The organism is Sporichthyaceae bacterium, from assembly GCA_036493475.1.
Classification (GTDB): Bacteria; Actinomycetota; Actinomycetes; order Sporichthyales; family Sporichthyaceae; genus DASQPJ01.
Window position 1 is genome coordinate 1 of the sequence record DASXPS010000138.1, and the last position, 21901, is coordinate 21901.

The following is a 21901-nucleotide window of genomic DNA, read 5'->3' on the forward strand; positions in this document are numbered from 1 at the left end:
CCGTGGGCCCCGCGGACCGGGGCGTTCTTCAACGCGCCGTTCGGCGCCGCCCGGCCGCTGCGCGAGCTGTCCGACGATGCGTTGGACGAATTCCTCGCCGAGGGTCGACGCCTGAGCGCAACCTGAGCGCTCCTACGGATCTACCTGTGACGCTGCGTCAGTCGGTGATGGAGCCGTCGACCAGCTCACGGTTGCCGACCGGCTCGCGCAGGGTGACGTCGCTGTAGCGGAACTGCATGCCCGGCGCGCACGGCGCAATCGGCTCACCGGCCGGGGACCCCAACAACACGGTGACCCGGATCACCTCGGCGGCGTAGACCAGTTCGACATGGTCGAGCTGATCGCAGGTGCCGGCGCTGAAGTAAACGCGCACCACATTGTTCGGCAGCTGCTGGATGTGGTCCCACGGGATCATTCGGGTCCCGGTGGTGGCGTCCGGGTGCGGTGTGGCCGCGATCGTGCCGAGGTCCGGGGTGGCGTCCTCGCTGAGCCCGGTGGGCCGCGCCGGGTCGCGGAACGGCCGACCCTCGACGTCCTCGGTCAAGGTGATCTCGACGTCTTTGAGCATCACGTCATTGCCGCACGTCTGGGTACCCGCCGCGGGGTCGGCGCCGTCGAACAAGCCGATGGCGATGTCATTGGTGCCGTAGTCGACCTTGACCGAGTCCAGCACGTCACAGGGTTCGGCACCGGCGTAGAAGTAGACCCGGACGACCCGGTCGGACAGCAACCGCGCCGCCTGCCAGGTGACGGTGTGAAGCCCCGTCATGCCGGCCCGCGGCGTCACCAACCGAGCCTCACCGAACACCACGTTGGGGGTCGCTGTCGGTCCCGCCGTGGCGCTCGACGACGGGCTCGCGGTGGAGCCCGGCTGCGAGGTGGCCGCCGGCTGTGACGCGCACCCAGCCAACGCCAGCACGCCGAGCCCTGCGATCACACCCCGCATAGCCGCCATGGTGTCCTCCGCTCGGTCTGGCCGGGGCAAAAGCCCCGGTTCCGGTGCCGGTTCGTGAGGTGTCGTGGCGTCGGTAGGGTCATCTCCGGCCGAGAAATGGGAGGGACCCCCGCTGTGAACCCGTACCGTGCACTGCTCCTTCGGTGGTCGAGCCACCGTTCGTTCATCCCGTTCGTGAAGTACGTCACGACGCCACTGGACCGGCTCACACGACGCACCGGACACCCGCTGACCACCGTCGGCACCGGTCTGCCGACCGTGCATCTGACGACCACTGGTCGTAAGAGTGGTGAATCGCGCACCGTGCCCGTGTTCGGCTTGGACATCCCCGCGGGCGTCGGGCTGATCAGCAGCAACATCGGCCAGAACTTCCGACCGGCGTGGTGCTTGAACCTGCTCGCCGAGCCGCACTGCCGGCTGCAACGCGGCCGCGCGCTCACCGAGCACGTCGCCCGTGCCGCCACCGCAGCCGAACGCGACGAGCTGTGGCGCACGGGCATGGCGATGTATCCCGCGTTCGCGACCTACCGCGCCCGGGTGGACCGCGAGATCGACATGTTCATCCTCCAGCCGGCCTGAACGTCAGGCCGACACTTCGCTGCGGTCGCCCGACCACAGCGTGTGGAACGCGCCGTCGCGGTCCACCCGACGGTAGGTGTGCGACCCGAACCGGTCCCGCAGACCCTGCAGCAACGCGGCGGGCAGCCGATCCCGGCGCAGCGCGTCGTAGTAGGCCAGGGCCGAGGAGAAGCCCGGCGCGGGAATGCCCGCGGTGGCGGCGCGCGCAACCACCCGCCGCCACGCGTCCTGGGCGTCGTCCAGCGCCTTGGCGAAGGACGGATCGACCAGCAGGGTGGGCAGTTTTGTGCCGCCGGCGTAGGCCTCGGTGATCCGGTTCAGGAAGACCGCGCGGATGATGCAGCCGCCCCGCCAGATGGTGGCCAGCGAGGCGAGGTCGACGTCCCAGCCGTACTCCTCGCTGCCCGCGGTGATGGCGTCGAACCCCTGCGCGTAGGCGACGATCTTCGAGGCGTACAACGCGCGGCGCACATCCTCGATGAACTCCTTGCTGTTCCCGGTCGGGGTCGCGGCGGCCGCGTTCGGCCCCGGCAGCGCCGCCGCCGCGCGGCGTTGGTCGACGTGACCGGACAGCGAACGGGCGAACACGGCCTCGGCGATGCCGGTCACCGGGATACCGAGATCCAGTGCCTCCTGCACCACCCAACGCCCGGTGCCCTTCTGCCCGGCCTCGTCCACCACGATGTCGAGGAACGGCTTACCGGTGGCGGCGTCGACCTGTTCGAGCACGTCGACGGTGATCTCGATGAGGTAGGACTCCAGCTCCCCGTTGTTCCAGTCGCGGAACACGTCCGCCAACTCGGCCGGGCTCAGCCCTCCTGCGTACCGCATCAGGTCGTAGGCCTCGGCGATCAACTGCATGTCGGCGTACTCAATGCCGTTGTGGATCATCTTCACGAAGTGCCCGGCGCCGTCCGGGCCGATGTGCGTGCAGCACGGCGTCCCGTCCACCTTGGCCGAGATCGCCTCCAGCATCGGGCCGAGCGATTCGTAGGACTCCTTGGTGCCGCCCGGCATGATGCTCGGCCCGTTCAGGGCGCCTTCCTCGCCGCCGGAGACACCGGTGCCGACGAAGTGCAGCCCTCGCTCCCGCAGTGCCGCCTCGCGCCGCCGGGTGTCCTGGAAGCGGGCGTTGCCCGCGTCGATGATGATGTCGCCGGGCTCCATCAGGTCGGCCAACTCATCGATCACGGCGTCGGTCGGCCCCCCGGCCTGGACCATGATGAGCGCCCGGCGCGGCCGCTCCAGGGAGGCCACGAACTCCTTCATCGACGTCGCGGGCAGGAACGTCCCCTCGTGCCCGTGCTCGGTCATCAGGGTGTTCGTCCGCTCCACCGACCGGTTGTGGACGGCGACGCTGTACCCGTGGCGGGCGAAGTTCCGGGCCAGGTTGCTGCCCATCACCGCCAGGCCGGTGACCCCGATCTGCGCCGTCATCGTTTCGCCTTTCGTCGGTCGATGCCCGGGCCCGGGCCCGGGCCGGTGAAGCCGGAACTGCTCACCGACCCACCGGAGCCACGGGTTCGATGGGAGTCCGGACGGGGGTGCGGGTCTCGATGGCGGCCGCGGCGTCCAGGCAAAGCGATTCGGTGTAACGCGCGCCGGTCAGCAGCACGCCGATCGGCAGGCCGGTGGCGGCATCGCGTGCCGCGGGCACGCAGGCCGACGGCAGGCCGAGCAGGTTGGCCGGGGTGACCGGCCGGAGCAGTTCCATCGCGGCCATGGCGCCGTCCGGGGTGTCGGAGTCGAAGCCGTGCTCGAACGGCAGTTGGCTCCAGGTGGGGGACAGGACCACCTGGTGCTCGGCGAGGAAACCGGCCCAGGCGCGGGCGATTCGGTGCCGCTCGACGAAGACCGCGGACAGGCCCGCGGCGTCCAGCGTCCCCACCGCCTCGACCACCGGCTCGAGGAAGCGCAGGCCGTCGGCACCCATGACCGCCCGCAGGTCGGGGAGGATCGAGGCGAGGTCGGTGATGATGAACTGCGCCCAGGTGTGCACCGCCTCCTCGTAGTACGGAGGTGTGACTTCGTCGACCGCGTACCCGGCGTCGGAGAGCCAATCGGCGGCGGAACGAACGGCGGCCGCCACGACGGGATCGGTGTCCCCGCCCGGCGGTTCGGGCACCACGGCGACCCGTCGCCGGTCCGGGGTGGGCGCGGTGAGCGGCATGTCGAGCGCGAACGGGTCGCGTGGGTGGGACCCGGCGAGGACGGCCAGTGCGGCCCGGACGTCGGCGACGGTGCGTGCCATCGGGCCCTGCACGTTCATCAGCTGCCAGCACAGGAGTGGGTCCTCACGCGGCACCAGGCCGGCGTCGGGCACGCGTCCCCGCGACGGGCGGATCGACGCGATGCCGCACGCATTCGCGGGGTTGCGCAGCGAACCGCCGATGTCGTTGCCCAGCCCGATGGCGCACATGCCGGTGGCCAGCGCCACGGCGTCGCCGCCGCTGGAGCCGCCTGCCGTCCGGTCGAGGTTCCAGGGATTGCGGGTCAGGCCGTGCAGGCTGCTGTCGGTGTGGAGGCGCAGCGCCATGTCCGGGAGGTTGGTGCGCCCGATCGGGATCGCGTCGGCCGCGCGCATCCGCTCCACGACGGGGGCGTCGAGGGGCACCACCGCCTCGGCCAGCGCGGGGACGCCCCACGTGGTGGGCTGACCGGCAAAGTCGATGTTGGCCTTGACCGTGAACGGGACACCGGCCAGCGGACCCACCGGCTCACCGGCCTCCAGCCGCGCGTCCAGGGCGGCCGCAGCGGCCCGTGCCGCCTCGGGCAGCACCGTGACGACGGCATTGACCAACGGGTTCACCGACTCGATGCGGGCCAAGTGGGCCTCGATCACCTCGACGGCGGAGAACTTCTGCGCGGTCACTCCCGCGGCGATTTCGGACGCGGACAGCTGGGTCAGATCCATGGGGTCGGCTCCCCTCGCGGCGGCACCTGCCGCGACCCTAGGGCATACCTCCCGACCCCGATAGCCGGTGCGGGCGGCCTTCGGATGCCCCCTGGCGACACTGCTCGTCGAGCGGCCGTCGCGGTCGCGCCGGAACGGCGGAAGTCTCCTCACGACTCCCGCCGTTGATCGCCGGACAAACCCGTAGGCCAGAGGCCCAGTGTTCTTAGATGTCGTAGTAGAGCTCGAACTCGTGCGGGTGCGGGCGCAGGCGGATCGGGTCGACCTCGTGCTGGCGCTTGTAGGACACCCACGTCTCGATCAGGTCCGGCGTGAACACACCGCCCTCGCCCAGGTACGCGTTGTCCGCCTCCAGCGCGTCGAGCACCTTGGGCAGCGAGTCCGGAACCTGGGTGATGTCGGCGGCCTCGTCCGGCGCGAGCTCGTAAAGGTCCTTGTCCACCGGCACCGGCGGCTCGATCTTGTTCTTGATGCCGTCCAGGCCGGCCATCAGCATCGCGGAGAACGCCAGGTACGGGTTGGACGACGGGTCCGGCACCCGGAACTCGATGCGCTTGGCCTTCGGGTTCGCACCGGTGATCGGGATGCGCACACAGGCCGAGCGGTTGCGGGCCGAGTAGACCAGGTTCACCGGCGCCTCGAAGCCGGGCACCAGTCGGTGGTAGGAGTTCATGGTCGGGTTGGTGAACGCCAGCAGCGACGGTGCGTGGTGCAGCAGGCCACCGATGTACCAGCGCGCCATGTCCGACAGGCCGCCGTAGCCGAGCTCGTCGTAGAACAGCGGCGAGCCGTCCTTCCACAACGACTGGTGGCAGTGCATGCCCGAGCCGTTGTCACCGAACAGCGGCTTCGGCATGAATGTGACGGTCTTACGGTGCGCCGAGGCCACGTTCTTGATGATGTACTTGAACTTCATCAGGTTGTCCGCGGCCGTCGCCAGCGTGGAGAACTTGTAGTTGATCTCCTGCTGGCCCGCCGTGCCGACCTCGTGGTGCGCCCGCTCGACCGACAGGCCGACACCCTCCAGCGCCAACACCATGGCGTCGCGCAGATCGGCGAAGTGGTCGCGCGGCGGGACCGGGAAGTACCCGCCCTTGTACGGGGTCTTGTGACCCTGGTTGCCGCCCTCTTCGACCCGCCCGGTGTTCCAGGCACCCTCGATGGAGTCGATGTAGTAGTACCCGGCGTTCTGCCGTGTCTCGAAGCGGACGTCATCGAAGATGTAGAACTCCGCCTCCGGGGCGAAGTACGCCGTGTCCGCGATGCCGGTGGCCCGCAGGTGGGCCTCGGCCTTCTTGGCGATCTGGCGCGGGTCACGGCTGTACGGCTCGCCGGACAGCGGGTCGACGATGCTCATGTTGACGATGAGCGTGCTCTCCGTGCGGAAGGGATCCAGGTAGGCGGTGTCGATGTCCGGGACCAGCTTCATGTCCGACTCGTGGATGGCCTGGAAGCCGCGGATCGAGGACCCGTCGAACATCTGGCCCTCGGTGAAAAAGTCGGCGTCCACCGAGTGGGCCGGCACGTTGAAGTGCTGCATGATGCCCGGGAGATCGATGAAGCGCACATCGACGAACTTGACCTTCTCGTCCTTGATGAACTTCATGACCTCGTCGACGTTGCTGAACATCCGTCCTCCTAGCCCGGCATGCCCGGACGACCCTCGAATGAGTAGGTGCAGGTGGCTGGGCGCATTCTTCCGGTCCGCCCGCTGCGCGCGCCACTGGGGTCCATGCTGCGCACGCGGTGAGTCCGGCACGTTTCGGCGACGTTACGGATTTCCCGGTGGTCTACGGTTCCTCCGTGGACAGACAGATGATCGGATCCTGGCTGGGGGGGCCGCGTTCGCTGGCCCGGGCCGCCGGGATGGACCTGGGTTACCCCGGGCAGCGCCTCGGCCTGCCTGCGGAGGGGGTCAACTCCGTTGCCGGCTCCGGGCGTCGGCTGCTGGCCACCTTCATCGACTGGATGATCGGCTCGCTGATCGTGCGCGCCTTCGTGCCCCACCCCAACTGGGTGGAGAAGCTGTGGCTGCCCCCGGCCGCGTTTGTGCTGATCAACCTTGCCCTGGTCACCACCGTGGGCGCCGGGATGGGCGGGCTGTTGCTCCGCACCCGGGTGGCTCGGCTGGACGGTGCGAACCCGCCGTTCGTCTCCGTGCTGTTCCGCACGTTCCTGATGGCGCTGGCCATCCCGCCGCTGATCTGGGACCGGGACGGCCGTGGCCTGCACGACCGCTTCGCGCAGACCGTCGTCGTCCGCCGCTGAGCGAGCTTGCGAGTTCAGCAATAAGCACAGTGCGACCGTGCCTCATTGGCGCCCCGAGGAATGAGGGGCGTCGATGAGCTAGAGGATGTAGAGCATCTCCTGGTAGGTCGGCAGCGGCCACAGGTCATCGGCGACGATGCCCTCCAGGGCGTCGGCGGCGGCGCGCACAGCTGCCATCGCGGGCAGCAGGGCCTTCGCCGCGTGGGTGGCCTCGGCCAGGGCGTCGTGGCCCGGGTCGGCGGTTAGCGCCGAGCCCAATTCGGCCAGCGCGGCCCGCAGCTCCGCCACGGGGGTGCTGATCGCGAGCAGGTCCGTGAGGTCCGGCTCGACGCCCGCCGCCTTGAGCGCCGCGACGTTGGCGGCCAACTCGGTCTGGTACCGGACCGCGGCCGGTAGCACCGAGGTGCTACCGATCTCCAGCGTCAGCTTCGCTTCGACACTGACCGACAGGGTGTACTGCTCGAGGCCGATCTCGTACCGGCTGTGCATCTCGCGGTGGTTGAAGACCTTGTACTTCTCGAAGAGTTCCATGGCCGGGGAGGAGATGAGCTCGGGCAGGGCGTCCAGGGTGGTCTTCAGGTTCGGCAGCCCCCGCGCGGCGGCCTCGATCTGCCACTCCTCGGCGTACCCGTTGCCGTTGAACACCGCGGCACCGTGGTTGGTGATCATCTCGGTGAGGACGGTCTGCACCGCGATGTTGAACTCGGTCCCGGCGGCCAGCGCCGCCTCCAGACTCGTCGCGATGTAGTCCAGCGCCTCGGCCATGATCGTGTTGATGGTGGTCATCGGCCCGGCCACGGACTGCATCGAACCCGGCGCGCGGAACTCGAAACGGTTGCCGGTGAACGCGAATGGCGAGGTCCGGTTGCGATCGCCGGGGTCGGTCGGCAGCGTCGGCAGGGTGTCCACGCCCGGCATCAGCGTGCCCTTGCCCTTGGACGAGGTCGCGGCGCCCTTGGCGATCTGGTCGAAGACGTCGGCCAACTGGTCGCCGAGGAAGATCGAGATGATCGCCGGCGGTGCCTCATTGGCGCCGAGGCGGTGGTCGTTGGACGCCGAGGCGACCGAGGCGCGCAACAGCCCGCCGTATTTGTGCACCGCGCGGATGACCGCGGAGCAGAAGACCAGAAACTGGGCGTTGTCGTGCGGGGTGTCACCGGGCAGCAGCAGGTTGCCGACCGTCGAGGAGCCCATCGAGAAGTTGACGTGCTTGCCCGAGCCGTTGACGCCGGCGAACGGCTTCTCGTGGAACAGGCACTCCATGCCGTGCTTCTTGGCGATGGTCTTGAACGTGGTCATCAGCAACTGCTGGTGGTCGGCGGCCACGTTGGCCCGTTCGAACATCGGCGCGATCTCGAACTGGCCGGGGGCCACCTCGTTGTGCCGCGTCTTGGCCGGGATGCCGAGTTTGAAAAGCTCCCGCTCGGTGTCCATCATGAAGCCGAGCACGCGCTCGGGAATGGCGCCGAAGTAGTGGTCGTCGAACTCCTGGCCCTTCGGCGGCTTGCCGCCGACCAGGGTGCGGCCCGCGTTGAGCAGGTCCGGCCGAGCCAGGAAGAAGTGACGGTCAATCAGGAAGTACTCCTGCTCGGCGCCGCAGTAGGAGACCACGGTGCCAGGGTCGTGCCCGAACAGCTTGATGATGCGTGAAGCGTGGGTGGCCATGGCCTGCTGGGAGCGCAGCAATGGCGTCTTGTGGTCCAGCGCCTCGCCGGTCATCGAGACGAAGATGGTCGGGATGCACAGGGTGTTGCCGTTCGGGTTCTCCAGCACGTACGCCGGGCTGGTGACGTCCCAGCCGGTGTAGCCACGGGCCTCGAAGGTGTTGCGGAGCCCGCCGCTGGGGAAGCTGGACGCGTCCGGCTCGCCCTGGGTCAGGGTCTTGCCGGCGAACTCCGCCAGCGCGGTGCCGTCGCCGACCGGCTCGAGAAAGCTGTCGTGCTTCTCCGCGGTGGCGTGGGTCAGTGGGTAGAACACGTGCGCGTAGTGGGTGGCGCCCTTCTCCAGGGCCCAGTCCTTCATCGCCGAGGCGACGGCGTCCGCGATCAGCGGGTCAAGGGGGGCAGCACGTTCGATGGTGGCCAGCACCGACTTGTAGACCGACTTCGGCAGTCGCTTCTGCATCACCGAGGTGCTGAACACGTTCAGGCCGAAGATTTCCCCGGGCGCCTCGTGGGCCGAGTAGCTGACGGTGGGCGGCACGTACGCCTCGACGTCGCGGATGGCTTGCAGGCGGATCGGGTTACCACTCATGGACGTCACCTTCGGCAGCGGCGGCGGGACCTGGTCCCGCGAAGCTATCCGCGGTCAAGGCACCTGTTGTGTCGTCCGTATTACGAGCAGGCTTCGGGCCGATCGGACCGCTGTTAGCGCGGCTTGGGGGCCCTCGGCATCCGGGCGCCCTTGGGCATGGGGCCCTTGGGCATTGGCGCGTTCTTCATCAGATCGCCCACCGCGCGCAGCCGGTCGTTGATATCGGTGACCTCGCCGCCCTTCAGCGTGCGCTTCAGCCGCATCATGTGCTTGGTCAGCTTGCGCAGCGGCACCTGGCCCTTGTCGTACCCGACGACGACCTCGATCACCGGGGCATCGGTCACAAAGCGATTCATCCGCTTGCGTTCGGCGTCCAGCAGCACCGCCACCCCACGTGGATCGCCCTCACCGATCAACACGATGCCGGGCTTCCCGACGGCCCGGTGCACCACGTCCTGGTTGCGGTTGGCCGCTACCCCCGGGGTCACCGTCCACCCGCCGCGGCGCATGGTGTTCAGCACCGCGGCCGCGGCGCCGGGCTGGCCCTCCACCTGGGCGTAGGCGGTCTTCTGCACTCGGGAACCGAGGGCCACCAGCGCGGACAGCAGACCGGTGAGCACCGCGAAGATGATGCCGAAGATCACGTGCCCGATCAGCACACCGAGCGCGAACACCACGACGAAATCCAGCGCGAAGGCACCCAGCAGCCACAACGGCAGCAGCTTGTCGGTCTGCGCGGTGACCCGATACGCGGTGATGACCTGCTTGAACTTGCTGCCCTCGGGCTGCGGAGCAGCGCTTTTCTTCGCCATGAGGCGGCAGTTTATTCGGCCGCTGACGTGCTGCGTGCCGCCACGGCCTCGCGGCTGTGCTTACTGGTCCGCTCGGCCAGGGCCTCGCGACTGTGCTTAGTGGTCCGCTCGGCCAGGGCCTCGCGATACAACCGCCCGGCCCGGTAGGAGGAACGCACCAACGGCCCGGACATCACCCCGGCGAAGCCGATCTCGGTGGCCAATACGGCCAGCTCGTCGAACTCCTCGGGCGGAACCCAGCGCGCCACCGGGTGGTGATGCAGGCTGGGCCGCAGGTACTGGGTGACGGTCAGCAGATCCGTGCCCGCCGCGTGCAACTCCCGCATGGTGGCCTCGACCTCGTCGCGGGTCTCGCCCAGCCCCAGGATCAGGTTGGACTTGGTGACCAGGCCGGCCGCCCGCGCGGCGCTCAGCACCCCCAGCGACCGGTCGTAGCGGAACCCCGGACGGATCCGCCGGAACACCCGCGGCACGGTCTCGAGATTGTGCGCGAACACCTCGGGCCGGGACGCGAACACCTCGGCCAACAGCTCGGGGATCGCGTTGAAGTCCGGCGCGAGCAGCTCCACCCCACAGCCGGGCACCGTTTCGTGGATCGAGCGCACGGTCTGCGCGTACAGCCACGCCCCACCGTCCGGCAGGTCGTCGCGGGCCACCCCGGTGATCGTGGCGTAGCGCAGGCCCATGCGGGCCACCGACTCGGCCACCCGGCGGGGTTCGTCACGGTCCAGCTCAGCCGGCTTGCCGGTGTCGATCTGGCAGAAATCGCAGCGCCGGGTGCACTGGTCGCCACCGATGAGGAAGGTGGCCTCCCGGTCCTCCCAGCACTCGAAAATGTTGGGGCAGCCGGCCTCCTGGCAGACCGTGTGCAGGCCCTCCTCGGTCACCAGCTTGTGCAGCGCGGTGTACTCCGGGCCGGTGCGCAGCCGGGTGCGGATCCATGGCGGCTTGCGCTCGATCGGCACCTCGGCGTTGCGCACCTCCAGGCGCAGCAACCGGCGGCCGCCCGGTTCGACGTTCACGCCTTACCCCCCACACCCACACCCGTTGCGTCCGACGAAGAGTGTCCGGGCACCCACACTTCTTCGGACGCAACGGTGAAGTTGGCCACCTCGAAGGTTTCCGCGTCGAGCACCTCGGCCAATCGGCGGTGCACCAAGGGCGTCACCTCGGCCACGGTCACCGGCCGACCCAGCTCCCGGCTCAACGAGGTCACCGAGGCGTCGGAGATGCCGCACGGCACGATGCGGGAGAACCAGCTCAGGTCGGAGTCGCAGTTGATCGCGAAGCCGTGCATGGTCACCCCCCGGGCGACGCGAATGCCGACCGCGGCGACCTTGCGATCGGGTGTCCCCGGCAGCCATACGCCGCTGCGTCCGGCGACCCGGTCGGTGCTCAGCCCCAGGTCGGCACACACCGCGATGATCGCGGCCTCGAGCTTGCGCACGTAGTCGACGACGTAAATCCCGTCAGGCAGCGCCACGATCGGGTATCCGGTCAGCTGACCCGGGCCGTGCCAGGTGATCTTGCCGCCCCGGTCCACCTCGACCACCGGCGTGCCGTCCCATGGTCGGTCCTCCGGCTCGGTCCGCTTGCCCGCGGTGAATACCGGCTCGTGCTCCAACAACAGCACGGTGTCGGAGATCAGCCCGGCCGCCCGGTCGGCGTGCAGTCGGCGTTGCAGGTCCCAGGCGGGGGTGTAGGGCACCGGGCCGCCATGGGAGCTGACGTGCACAAACCGCAGGTGGGGCACAACATCCAGTCTATTCGGCGGCGGCCGCACGGACGGCGGCTTCGACCGTCGGGTGGGTGAAGGTGAACCCCGCCGCGGTCAGCTGGCGCGGCAGCACGCGCTGGCTGCGCAGCGGTTCGGTGGCGAATTCGCCGAGCACCAAGCGCAGGCCGAACTTCGGCGCCGGGAACAGCGCGGGGCGGTTGAGCACCTCCGCCATCACCCGGGTCACCCCGGCATTCGTCATGGGTTCCGGACCGGTCAGGTTGACCGGCCCGGACACTGCGGCGGTGAGCAGGAACTGGATCGCGCGTACCTCGTCGGTCAACGAGATCGGGCTCCACCACTGGTTGCCCGACCCGAGCCGGCCACCCAGCCCGAAGCGGAAGATCGGGAACATCCGCCCCCAGGCCCCGCCGTGCCGGGACACCACCAGCCCGGTGCGGATGCACACCACGCGGATGCCGGCCGCCGCGGCGGGCGTGGTCGCGGCTTCCCAGCGTTGGCAGAGCTCGGCCAGAAAGTCGTTGCCGGGTGGGGAATTCTCGTCGAGTTCGGTGTCGCCGCCCTCGCCGTAGTAGCCGATCGCGGAGCCGTTGATCAGCACACCCGGTCGGGGTTGCACCGCGGCCAACGCGGTGGCCAGGGTGTGCGTGGTGGCCAGCCGGGAGTCGACCAGCGTGCGCTTGTACGACTCGGTCCACCGGTGATCGGCGACGCCGGCCCCGGCCAGGTTCACCGCCGCGGTCACCCCGGCCAGCCCCGCGGGGTCCAGCGGCTGGTCCGGGTCCCATTGCAGTTCGTCGGCACCACCCGGCGCCCGGCGGACCAGACGCAGCACCTCGTGCCCGTCTGCGCGCAACGCGGCGACCAGTGCGGTACCGATCAGCCCGGAGGATCCCGCGACGACGACCTTCACGGGCTACAGGCCCAGGTCTGCCTCGAAGGCGGCTTCTTCGAGGCGTTGCTTGACGGTGACCAGGAACCGGGCCGCGTCCGCCCCGTCGACCAGCCGGTGGTCGTAGGTCAGCACGAGGTAGCACATGGACCGGATCGCGATGGTCTCGCCCAACTCCGGGTCGTCGATGACGACCGGGCGCTTGACCACTGAGCCGGTGCCCAGGATGCCGACCTGCGGCTGATTGATGATCGGGGTGTCGCTGAGCGCCCCGCGGCTGCCGGTGTTGGTCAGCGTGAACGTGCCGCCGCCCAGGTCGTCCGGTGTGATCTTGTTGTTGCGGGTGCGGCTCGCGATGTCCACCGCGGCCCGGCTGAGCCCGGCGATGTTCAACTGGTCGGCGTCGTGGACCACCGGCACCAGCAGCCCACGTTCGGTGTCCACGGCCAGGCCGAGGTGCACGTGCGGGTGATAAGTGATCTCTCCCTTCTCCGTGTCGATCGAGGCATTGAGCTTCGGGTGGGCCTTGAGCGCCTCGATGGTGGCCTTGGCGAAGAACGGCAGGAAGTTCAGCTTGATGCCCTCCCGCTGCTCGAAGCCTGCCTTGGCCTGCGCACGCAGCCGGGCGATGCGGGTGACGTCGACCTCGACCCAGCAGGACAGCTGCGCCGAGACCTGCAGCGACTCCACCATGCGCGCGGCGATCACCTTGCGCAGACGGGACATCTGCTGCACACCGGTCTGCGCCGCGGCCGGGGTGGTCGCGCGTGCTGCGGTCGGTGCGGGTGCTGCGCCCGCCGGCTGCGGTGCGCTGCGGGCCTGGTCCTGCGCCGCGCGGGCAGCGTCGAGCACGTCCTGCTTGCGGATCCGGCCACCCACGCCCGTGCCGGTGATGGAGGCCAGATCGATGTTGTTGTCCGTGGCCAGCTTGCGCACCAGCGGAGTGACGTAGCTCGCGACGTCGGCGGCGTCGCCCTGCCCGTTGGACACCGTCGGCCGGGCCGGGGCGGACGGTCCCGGCGGCGCGGGCGGTGCCGGGGGAGCGGCCGGTGGGGCCTGCGCAGCCGGAGCGGGGGCTGGGGCTGGGGTTGGAGGCTGGGGGGCCGGCGCCTCAGCGGGCGGCGGGGCCTGCGCGACCGGGGCGGCGGCCTGCGCGGCGGGGGCGGCCGGTGCCGGGGCCGCAGCCGGTGCGGCGCCCGGTTGGCCGATCAGGCCCAGCTGGGTACCCACCTCGACGGTCTGGTCGGCCTGCACGTCGATGGACAGCAGCACGCCCGCGGTCGGGGCGGGAATCTCGGTGTCCACCTTGTCGGTGGAGATCTCCAACAGCGGTTCGTCGGCGGCCACCGAGTCACCGACGTTCTTCAACCACTGAATGACGGTGCCCTCGGTGACGCTCTCACCGAGCGCGGGCAGCAGCACCGGGGTCCCGCTGCCCGCGGCCGGTGCCTCGGCGGGCGGCGGTGCGGCAGGCGCGGCCGGTGCCGGAGCCTGTGCCTGTTCTGGCGCAGCCGGTGCGGCCGGGGCCGGGGCGGCATTGGGAGCCGGTTCGGTGGCGGTGGCCGCGGTGGGCACCGCATCGGCGGGTCGGGCCGATCCGCTCGGCGATTCGCCGGCCTCGCCGATCACCGCCAACTCGGCACCCACGGCGACCGTCTCATCCTCCCCGACACTGATCCGCAGCAGCACGCCGGAGGCGGGCGCGGGGATCTCGGTGTCCACCTTGTCGGTGGAGATCTCCACCAGCGGCTCGTCGGCGGCGACCGCGTCGCCCTCCTTCTTCAGCCAGCGCGTGACGGTGCCCTCGGTGACGCTCTCGCCGAGCGCGGGGAGGGTGACGGAGACCGGCATGAAGCAAACTCCTTATTGAGGTGCTTTCTGAGGCATCATCAGCCGTGGGCGTGCAGCGGCTTGCCGGCGAGCGCCAGGTGCGCCTCGCCGATCGCCTCGCCCTGGGTCGGGTGCATGTGGATCAGGGACGCCACCTCACTGGGCAACGCCTCCCAGTTGTAGATCAGCTGCGCCTCGGCGACCAGCTCGCCCGCTCGGGAGCCGACGATGTGCACGCCGACCACCGGGCCGTCCTTGCGCCGTACCAGCTTCACCGCGCCCTGGGTCTTCAGGATCTGGCTCTTGCCGTTGCCGGCCAGGTCGTAGACCAGCGTCTCCACCGCGTCCGCGCCGTAGCGGTCCTTCGCGGCCGCCTCGGTGAGGCCCACCGAGGCCACCTCGGGCTCGGAGTAGGTCACCCGGGGCACCCCGTCGTAGTCGATCGGCACCACCGGCAAGCCGGCCACCCGCTCGGCGACCAAAATGCCCTCACCGAACCCGACGTGGGCCAACTGCGGGGTGGGGATCAGGTCACCGACCGCGGAGATCGTCGGGATGTTGGTCTGGCAGACCGCGTCGACCTTCACGTACCCGCGGTCGGACTCCACGCCGACCTCGGCATAGCCCAGACCCTCGGACACCGGCCCGCGGCCGATCGCCACCAGCAGCAACTCGGCCTCGAAGGACTTGCCGTTGTCCGTGCTCACCCGCACGCCGTTCGAGGTTTGCTCCACCCCGGTGAACCGGGCGCCCACCTCGAAGGCGATGCCGCGCTTGCGGAAGGCCCGTTCCAGCAGCTTGGAGTTGTTCTCGTCCTCCACCGGCACCAGGTGCGGCAGGGCCTCGATGATGGTCACCTCGGCGCCGAAGGAGCGCCACACGCTGGCGAACTCGACGCCGATCACACCGCCGCCCAGGACGATCACCGAGCCGGGCACCTCCTGCAGTTGCAGCGCATGGTCGGAGTTGATGATCCGGTTGCCGTCGATGGTCAACCCCGGCAGCGAGCGCGGCACCGAGCCGGTGGCCAGCACGATGTGCTTGCCGGTGTACCGCACGCCGCCCGCGTCCACGGTGGTCGGTGAGGTCAGCCGGCCCTCGGCCTCGATGTAGGTGATCTTGCGGCTCTTCACCAAACCCTGCAGACCCTTGTAGAGCTTGGTCACCACCCCGTCGCGGTAGGCGTTCACGGCCGGCATGTCGATGCCCTCGAAGGTGGCCCGCACCCCGAACTGCGCGCTTTCCCTGGCCGAGTCGGCCACCTCGGCGGCGTGCAGCAGGGCCTTGGTCGGGATGCAGCCAATGTGCAAGCAGGTCCCGCCGAGCTTGTTCTTCTCGATCAGCGCCACCGACATGCCGAGTTCGGCGGCGCGCAGGGCGCAGGCATAGCCGCCGCTGCCGCTGCCGAGGATGACAAGGTCGAACGAGGTGTCGGCGTCGCCGGCCACGGGATCTCTCCTGATCAGCTGGGTGTTGCGGGGCGTCGTGGTCCGACTGCCCAGACCGGACCATCCTTCCACTCCGCATCCGGTCCCAGCCGACCGGCCACGGGCGGGGTGGGGAACGTCTCACCACCTGCCCGGTCACACCGGACTTAACGCCGGCGGCCCGTCCGCAATGCCCGGCCCGGTCGGGGCCGGCGGGCATACTGGCTGATCATGCGGTGGTTACGTCGCAAGCAGCGACCGGGCACAACACGGCGCGCGGACCTGGTCGATCGCGACCACCTGGAGGCGTGGGCGGCCGCGCGGCGCGGCGTAGAGGCCTACCTGGAGCCACGCACCACGGTCACCGAGACCACGATGATGCTCATCGACGGCACCGGTGAGTGGACCCGACGCCGCGTGCCCAGCGCCGAGGTCGCCCGCGGCTTCGCCCAGCGTTTGGGCATCCCCTGCTACGAGGTCGCCGCCACCGGCTACCCGCAGCGCAAGCGGGATTACGACGCCCGCCGCGCCGCCGAGCAGAAGCGCTCCTAGCGCGAGGCCCAGTCCTCGGCCAGCGTGACCAGCGTGCGCACTGCGGCTCCGGTCCCGCCCTTGGGTGTGTAGCCGTACGGCTCGGACTCGTTGAATGCCGGGCCGGCGATGTCCAGGTGCGCCCAGTGCACGCCCTCGGCGACGAACTCCCGCAGGAAGATCCCGGCGGACAGCGCGCCGCCGAACCGCTCGCCGACGTTGGCGATGTCGGCCACCGCGGACTTCAGGCCCGAACGCAGTTCCTCCGGCAGCGGCATCGGCCACATCGATTCCCCGGACCGCTCCGCTGCGTCCTGCACGTGCGAGCGCAGGTTGTCGTTGTTGGCCATGATCGCCGTGGTGCGGTGACCCAGCGCGACCATGGCCGCGCCGGTCAATGTCGCCGCGTCGATCACCACGTCCGGGGAGTCCTCGCACGCCCTGGCCAACGCGTCGGCCAGGATGAGTCGGCCCTCCGCGTCGGTATTGAGCACCTCGACGGTCTTGCCGGAGTACATGGTCAGCACGTCCGAGGGCCGCTGCGCGGTGCCCGAGGGCATGTTCTCCGCCATCGGCGCCCAGCAGGTCACGTTGATCGGCAGCTTGAGTCGGGCGATGGCCCGGGTCGCGGTGATCACCGCGGCCGCCCCACCCATGTCGCACTTCATGGTGATCATCGCGTCGGGCGGCTTCAGGGAAAGACCGCCGGAGTCGAAGGTGATGCCCTTGCCGACCAGTGCCAGGTGCCGCTTGGCCCGCGCGTGCCGCCAGGTCAGTTTCACCAACCGGGGAGGGCTGACCGAGCCCTGACCCACCGCGAGGATGCCGCCGTAGCCGCCCTTGCGCAGTGCCTTCTCATCGAAGACCTCGATCTCCAGCCCGCGCACCGCGGCCGCTTCGCCGGCCGCCGCGGCCAGGTCCGCCGGGCGCAGGTCGGAGGGGGGAGTGTTGACCAGATCGCGGGCCCGGCACACCGCTTCGGCCACCACCTCGGCGCGGTTGACCGCGGCTTTGGCAGCCGCGTCCTCGGCCAGGGTGGAGCACACGGTGATGGCCCCCACCGGAGCGGGCGGGGTGCCGTTGCTGCGGTAGCGCAGATAGGCGTACGCGCCGAGCAGTGCGCCCTCGGCCACCGCGCCGACCGCGGTGGCGTCCGCCGCGGGCAGGGCCAGGCCCACTGAACGCGAGCCGGCCACGGCCCGGGTGGCAGCACCGGCGGCACGGCGCAGTGCCTCGGAATCCCACGACCCGCGGGCGCCGGGTGCCGTGCCCAGGCCGACCGCCACGATCACCGCGGCCCGAACGCCGGACCCGCCGGGGAGCTTGACCACGCATTCGGCCTTGCCGTCGTGGCCCAGCGCGGTCAGCGTCGCGGCGAGCTTGCTGCCGGTCGCTGCCTCGATCGCCTTGGCATTCTCGGTGAGCACCAGTCCGCGCGGGCCGGACGCGACGCCGACGACGACGGCGTCGGCCCGCAGTTCGGCAACGGAGGTGGTGCGCAGCGAGATCGTGGTCACGACAGTCCTATCGGTTTCGGTGCCGGTGATGCGCCCGAGCCTAGTCCGCGCGGTGGCCAATACAGTCCCTGTCGTGAGTGAGCTGCGCCGTTCCCCGTTGCACGACCGTCACCGCGCCCTGGGCGCCAAGCTCGCCGATTTCGGTGGCTGGGAAATGCCCATCGATTACGCCGGCGCCCCGTCCAAGCTCGGGGTGGTGGCCGAACACACTGCCGTGCGAACTGACGTCGGGGTCTTCGACGTCAGCCACCTGGGCAAGGTGCGCGTCGCCGGCCGCGGCGCCGCGGCGTTCGTGGATTCCTGCCTGTCCAATGCGTTGGATCGGATCAAGCCCGGTCAGGCGCAGTACAGCTTGTGCTGTACCGAGGAGGGCGGCATCGTCGACGACCTGATCGTGTACCTGCGCGACGCCGACGAGGTGCTGCTGGTGCCCAACGCGGCGAACAGCGCGGAGGTGGCCCGACGGTTGGCCGCGGCGGCGCCGGACGGCATCGCGGTGCAGGATCACCACACCGATTTCGCCGTGCTGGCAGTGCAGGGCCCGCGCAGTGACGCGGTGTTGACCGGCCTCGGACTGCCCACCGAGCACGACTACATGAGTTTCACCGATGCCCTCTGGCAAACCGCAACGATCAGTGTGTGCCGCAGTGGCTACACCGGCGAACTCGGCTACGAGCTGATCTGTCCCCGGGCCGACGCGAGCGCGCTGTGGGAGGCGTTGCTCGCCGCCGGCGTGGTGCCCTGCGGGCTCGGTGCACGGGACACGCTGCGCACCGAGATGGGTTATCCGCTGCACGGCCAGGACATCTCACGCTCCGTCAGTCCATTGGCGGCGAACCTGAGCTGGGCAATCGGCTGGGACAAGCCGGCGTTCTGGGGTCGCGAGGCGTTGCTCGCGGAGAAATCCGCAGGGCGCACCAGACGGCTGGTCGGGCTGCTGGGCACCGAACGCGGCATCCCGCGAGCACACATGACGGTGAGTCTGCAGGAGCGTGGCGCCGCGATCGGGGAGGTCACCTCGGGCACCTTCTCGCCGACCCGCAAGCTCGGCATCGGGCTGGCGCTGGTACCGGTCGATGTGGCAGCCGACGCCGAGTTGTGGGTGGACATTCGGGGCCGGGCGGCACCGTTCCGCGTCACCCGCCCGCCGTTCGTGCCGTCCCGGGTGCGCTGAGCCTGATTTGCCTGACGCCACGTCAGGTCGTACTGAGCACCACCAGCGTGACCGTGGTCGCGGTCTCCACCAGGGCCCCGAGCACGTCCCCGGTGATGCCGCCGAAGCGACTGCGACAGCGGCGCAACAACACCTCGGCCGCGGCCGCGGCCAGCAACACGGCGAGCAGGCTGCGACCGAGGCCGAAATCCGCGGCCCAGCCGACGCCAACAATCACGATCGCGACGGCCGAGGACACACCGATCGCCGCCGGCCACGGCACGGTGTTCGCGACCATGGCGCCCAGACCGTCCGCGCGCGCGGCGGGGACGCCGCGTCGACAGGCCGGGGGCAAGGTGGCCCGCCCCGCCGCGCAGACCAATACCGCGGCCAGGATCACCCGGTGGTCGTCCCAGCGGGCCGCGATCGTGCCCAGCGCGGCGGCCTGCGCGAGCAGCACCAGCACCAGGGTGATCACGCCGAACGGGCCGATGTCGGAGTTCCGCATGACAGCCAGCGCACGCTGCGGATCGCGGCCGCTGCCGAATCCGTCGGCGGTGTCCGCCAACCCATCCAGGTGCAACCCGCGGGTGAGCAGGGCCAGCACGCCGATCGCGATCGCCGCGGCGAGCAACGGCGAGGTGTCCGCGTGCACCAGGAGCACCACGACCACGCCGACCAGTGCGCCCAGTCCGGCGCCGATGGCCGGTGCCCACAGCATCGCCGCGGCCGCGGTGCGCCGATCCGCGCGCACCGTGCCCACCGGCAGCACGGTCAGCGTGGACAGCCCCAGCGCGAGGCCGTCCGCGGCCACTCCCTGCGGGCGGTCCGTCGCCGCTGAACTCACGGCGGGTCCAGTGGCAGCAGTCGGCCTGCGACCACCAGGGCAACCTCGTCCGATGCGGCCGCCATCGCGATGTTCAACCGGCCGAGTTCGTCGCGGAACCGCCGACCGGATGTCTCGGCGGGTACCACGCCCATGCCGACCTCGTTGCTCACCGCGATCACGTACCCGGGTGCGGCCCGCCAGGCCGCGACCAACTCCAACACCCGGGTGTCCAACGCCGCGCGCGCCCAGCCGGTGCGCCAGGCGGCTTCGTCGACTTCCCAGACGCCGATTTCGTCCATCGCCCGGGTCAACCACAACCCGAGGCAATCGATCAGCACCACCCCGGTGTCGTTGGCCAGGTGCAAAATCGGGTCCGCGGTCTCCACCGTGCGCCAGTGCGCGGGGCGCCGGGCGCGGTGCGCGGTCAGCCTGTTCGTCCACTCGGGGTCATCAGCGCGGGACGGCGCGGTAGCCACGTACACCACCGGCTCGCCCTTGGCGATTTTGGCCGCGCGGGCCTCCGCGGCCTCGGACTTGCCACACCGGGCACCGCCCAGCAGGAGCACGCGTCGAGACTTCACGAGCCACTAGCCTGCACCGAAGGGTGAAGCGAGCGGACCAGGGGTGTACAGATGGCGTGGAGCTGGCGTTACGAACGGTCCGACGGCACCGAGGTGCTCCCGGTCGCGGGCACCGTCCCGCAGTTCCCGACCCAGGCCGACGCGGAGAGCTGGGTGGGGGAGGTATGGCGGGAATTGCTCGACCAGGGCGTGGACGGGGTGACGCTGTTGGAGAACGGCACCAAGATCTACGGCCCGATGTCGCTGCACCCTGCTGAATAGGCCGGCCGCTGACTAGGCCCCGCCGCGGGACTCAGGGTTTCTGGCCCCGTTTCACCTGCGGCTTCGGGGTGCGCATCCGCCGGACCAGCATCGCCCGCATGATCGCGTAGCGGAGATCGCCGGCGCGCGAATCCTCCGGGAAACGCCGGCTCAGCAGCCGGCGCAGCGCGATCGACCAGATGATCGTGTCGACGATGATCAGCGCCACCACCAGCATCCAAATGGCCACCGATGCGGCCTGGGCGCTCTTCGAGGCGCCGAACAGGCCCAGCAGGAGGATCACGACCGCGCAGGGCAGGAACGCCTCCGCCACGGTGAACTTGGCGTCGATCCAGTCCCGGATGAACCGACGGCGCGGACCGCTGTCGCGCGGCTGTAGATAGCGATCGTCGCCGCGCATCATGCCCTCGTGCTGCTTGCGGCGGGCCTCCGTGCGCTTCTCGCGGTCGAACTTCGCGCGCGCCTTGGGGTCCCGCGGGCCCTTCACCCGCGCACGCCGCTCCTGCTCCGCGTCCCGGCGTTTGGGCGTGGCGCGACCCTTGCCGACGGTTGCCTCGACCGGCTCGCTGACCTCTGCGGACTTGCCACGGCGGGAGAACACCTGCTCAGCGTAGGGTGACCCGTCATGAGCTTGTTCAAGCGGATGGCGCTCATCTTCAAGTCCAAGGCGAGCAAGGCGTTGGACCGGGCCGAGGACCCGCGCGAAGTCCTCGACTACAGCTATGCCAAGCAGCAGGAGATGCTGACGAAGGTACGGCGGGCGGTGGCCGAGGTGGCCACCTCGCGCAAGCGCCTGGAGTTGCAGCAGACCCAAATGGGCGGGCAGGGCGAAAAGCTCACCGAGCAGGCCCGCCAGGCGTTGTCCATGGGCCGGGAGGATCTGGCCCGAGAGGCATTGACCCGCCGCGCCGCGCTGGAGCAACAGGCCACCGACCTGGGCACGCAGCACGCCGAGTTGGCCGAGCAGGAGGAGAAGCTCGCGCTGGCCGCGCAGCGGCTGCAGGCCAAGGTGGACGCGCTGCGGACGAAGAAGGAGACCATCAAGGCCTCCTACACCGCCGCGCAGGCGCAGACCAGGGTCAACGAGGCGTTCGCGGGCCTGTCCGACGAGATGGGCGACATCGGCCTGGCCGTGCAACGGGCCGAGGACAAGACCGCGCAGCTGCAGGCCCGGGCGGGGGCGATCGACGAACTGATCGCGTCCGGGGCGTTGGATGACGCGTCGGGCACCTCGAAGGACTCGCTGACCGCCGAGTTGGAGCGACTGTCCGCGGACAGCGACGTGGACTCGGAACTGACCAAGCTCAAGTCCGAACTCGGGGCCGCGCCGGCGCCGAAGGAGTTGGAGGACGGTTCGTGAA

21 protein-coding genes are annotated in these 21901 nt (G+C 70.1%); 6 read left to right on the plus strand and 15 right to left on the minus strand.

Features of this window, described 5'->3' with window-relative positions; genetic code table 11:
- Positions 1–157: 157 nt before the first annotated feature.
- On the minus strand, positions 158–946 hold the full coding sequence (locus tag VGJ14_14400; protein ID HEY2833616.1) for a hypothetical protein: 789 nt from the start codon (positions 944–946) through the stop codon (positions 158–160).
- A gap of 183 nt (positions 947–1129) precedes the next feature.
- Here VGJ14_14400 and VGJ14_14405 point away from each other — a divergent pair, with 183 nt between their 5' ends.
- Entirely contained in the window at positions 1130–1534 is a 405-nt protein-coding gene (locus VGJ14_14405) for a nitroreductase family deazaflavin-dependent oxidoreductase (protein HEY2833617.1), read from the plus strand.
- 3 nt (positions 1535–1537) lie between these two features.
- Here the strand turns inward: VGJ14_14405 and gndA are convergent, their stop codons facing one another.
- The 3 genes from gndA to glnA form a co-directional block, all read right to left on the minus strand.
- Complete coding sequence (gene gndA, locus VGJ14_14410; GenBank protein ID HEY2833618.1) at positions 1538–2971, minus strand: NADP-dependent phosphogluconate dehydrogenase; 1434 nt, start codon at positions 2969–2971, stop codon at positions 1538–1540.
- A 61-nt stretch (positions 2972–3032) separates the two neighbouring features.
- Positions 3033–4448 carry an amidase gene (locus VGJ14_14415; protein HEY2833619.1) on the minus strand — a complete coding sequence of 472 codons (1416 nt, stop codon included), beginning with the start codon at positions 4446–4448 and terminating at the stop codon, positions 3033–3035.
- A gap of 205 nt (positions 4449–4653) precedes the next feature.
- The gene (gene glnA, locus VGJ14_14420) at positions 4654–6078 is read right to left on the minus strand and encodes a type I glutamate--ammonia ligase (protein ID HEY2833620.1); all 1425 of its coding nucleotides are present in this window, start codon (positions 6076–6078) and stop codon (positions 4654–4656) included.
- A gap of 173 nt (positions 6079–6251) precedes the next feature.
- On the opposite strand from glnA, the gene VGJ14_14425 reads away from it, so the two are divergent.
- On the plus strand, positions 6252–6716 hold the full coding sequence (locus tag VGJ14_14425; GenBank protein ID HEY2833621.1) for an RDD family protein: 465 nt from the start codon (positions 6252–6254) through the stop codon (positions 6714–6716).
- Positions 6717–6794: 78 nt separating this feature from the next.
- Here VGJ14_14425 and VGJ14_14430 read toward each other — a convergent pair whose 3' ends face one another.
- The 7 genes from VGJ14_14430 to lpdA all read right to left on the minus strand — a co-directional run bounded on the left by VGJ14_14430 (position 6795) and on the right by lpdA (position 15689).
- Positions 6795–8969, minus strand: coding sequence for a glutamine synthetase III (locus tag VGJ14_14430; protein ID HEY2833622.1), 2175 nt, complete (start codon positions 8967–8969; stop codon positions 6795–6797).
- Between the two features lie 113 nt (positions 8970–9082).
- Entirely contained in the window at positions 9083–9781 is a 699-nt protein-coding gene (locus VGJ14_14435) for a DUF4191 domain-containing protein (protein HEY2833623.1), read from the minus strand.
- Between the two features lie 11 nt (positions 9782–9792).
- The gene (lipA, locus tag VGJ14_14440; protein HEY2833624.1) at positions 9793–10803 is read right to left on the minus strand and encodes a lipoyl synthase; all 1011 of its coding nucleotides are present in this window, start codon (positions 10801–10803) and stop codon (positions 9793–9795) included.
- Entirely contained in the window at positions 10800–11534 is a 735-nt protein-coding gene (gene lipB / locus VGJ14_14445) for a lipoyl(octanoyl) transferase LipB (GenBank protein HEY2833625.1), read from the minus strand. The genes lipA and lipB overlap by 4 nt, the downstream gene beginning before the upstream one ends.
- 10 nt (positions 11535–11544) lie before the next feature.
- Positions 11545–12432 (minus strand): TIGR01777 family oxidoreductase, encoded by an 888-nt coding sequence (locus VGJ14_14450; protein HEY2833626.1) that lies wholly within the window; start codon positions 12430–12432, stop codon positions 11545–11547.
- 3 nt (positions 12433–12435) lie between these two features.
- A complete protein-coding gene (gene sucB, locus VGJ14_14455; protein ID HEY2833627.1) occupies positions 12436–14262 on the minus strand; it encodes a 2-oxoglutarate dehydrogenase, E2 component, dihydrolipoamide succinyltransferase in 1827 nt (608 codons plus the stop codon).
- Positions 14263–14300: 38 nt separating this feature from the next.
- The gene (lpdA, locus tag VGJ14_14460) at positions 14301–15689 is read right to left on the minus strand and encodes a dihydrolipoyl dehydrogenase (protein HEY2833628.1); all 1389 of its coding nucleotides are present in this window, start codon (positions 15687–15689) and stop codon (positions 14301–14303) included.
- A gap of 210 nt (positions 15690–15899) precedes the next feature.
- On the opposite strand from lpdA, the gene VGJ14_14465 reads away from it, so the two are divergent.
- Positions 15900–16220, plus strand: a complete 321-nt coding sequence (locus VGJ14_14465) for a hypothetical protein (protein ID HEY2833629.1) — start codon at positions 15900–15902, stop codon at positions 16218–16220.
- Here VGJ14_14465 and VGJ14_14470 read toward each other — a convergent pair.
- On the minus strand, positions 16217–17716 hold the full coding sequence (locus VGJ14_14470; protein ID HEY2833630.1) for a leucyl aminopeptidase: 1500 nt from the start codon (positions 17714–17716) through the stop codon (positions 16217–16219). The two genes, VGJ14_14465 and VGJ14_14470, sit on opposite strands and share 4 nt — an antisense overlap.
- 73 nt (positions 17717–17789) lie before the next feature.
- Here VGJ14_14470 and gcvT point away from each other — a divergent pair, with 73 nt between their 5' ends.
- Positions 17790–18890, plus strand: coding sequence for a glycine cleavage system aminomethyltransferase GcvT (gcvT, locus tag VGJ14_14475; protein HEY2833631.1), 1101 nt, complete (start codon positions 17790–17792; stop codon positions 18888–18890).
- Positions 18891–18912: 22 nt separating this feature from the next.
- On the opposite strand, the gene VGJ14_14480 is transcribed toward gcvT, so the two are convergent.
- On the minus strand, positions 18913–19716 hold the full coding sequence (locus VGJ14_14480; GenBank protein HEY2833632.1) for an adenosylcobinamide-GDP ribazoletransferase: 804 nt from the start codon (positions 19714–19716) through the stop codon (positions 18913–18915).
- On the minus strand, positions 19713–20279 hold the full coding sequence (locus tag VGJ14_14485) for a bifunctional adenosylcobinamide kinase/adenosylcobinamide-phosphate guanylyltransferase (protein ID HEY2833633.1): 567 nt from the start codon (positions 20277–20279) through the stop codon (positions 19713–19715). Before VGJ14_14485 ends, VGJ14_14480 begins: the two co-directional genes overlap by 4 nt.
- Positions 20280–20330: 51 nt before the next feature.
- Here VGJ14_14485 and VGJ14_14490 point away from each other — a divergent pair, with 51 nt between their 5' ends.
- On the plus strand, positions 20331–20540 hold the full coding sequence (locus tag VGJ14_14490; GenBank protein HEY2833634.1) for a hypothetical protein: 210 nt from the start codon (positions 20331–20333) through the stop codon (positions 20538–20540).
- Positions 20541–20571: 31 nt separating this feature from the next.
- Here VGJ14_14490 and VGJ14_14495 read toward each other — a convergent pair whose 3' ends face one another.
- A complete protein-coding gene (locus tag VGJ14_14495) occupies positions 20572–21141 on the minus strand; it encodes a DUF3043 domain-containing protein (GenBank protein ID HEY2833635.1) in 570 nt (189 codons plus the stop codon).
- A 24-nt stretch (positions 21142–21165) separates the two neighbouring features.
- On the opposite strand from VGJ14_14495, the gene VGJ14_14500 reads away from it, so the two are divergent.
- A complete protein-coding gene (locus tag VGJ14_14500; protein ID HEY2833636.1) occupies positions 21166–21900 on the plus strand; it encodes a PspA/IM30 family protein in 735 nt (244 codons plus the stop codon).
- The last annotated feature ends 1 nt before the right edge of the window (position 21901 follow it).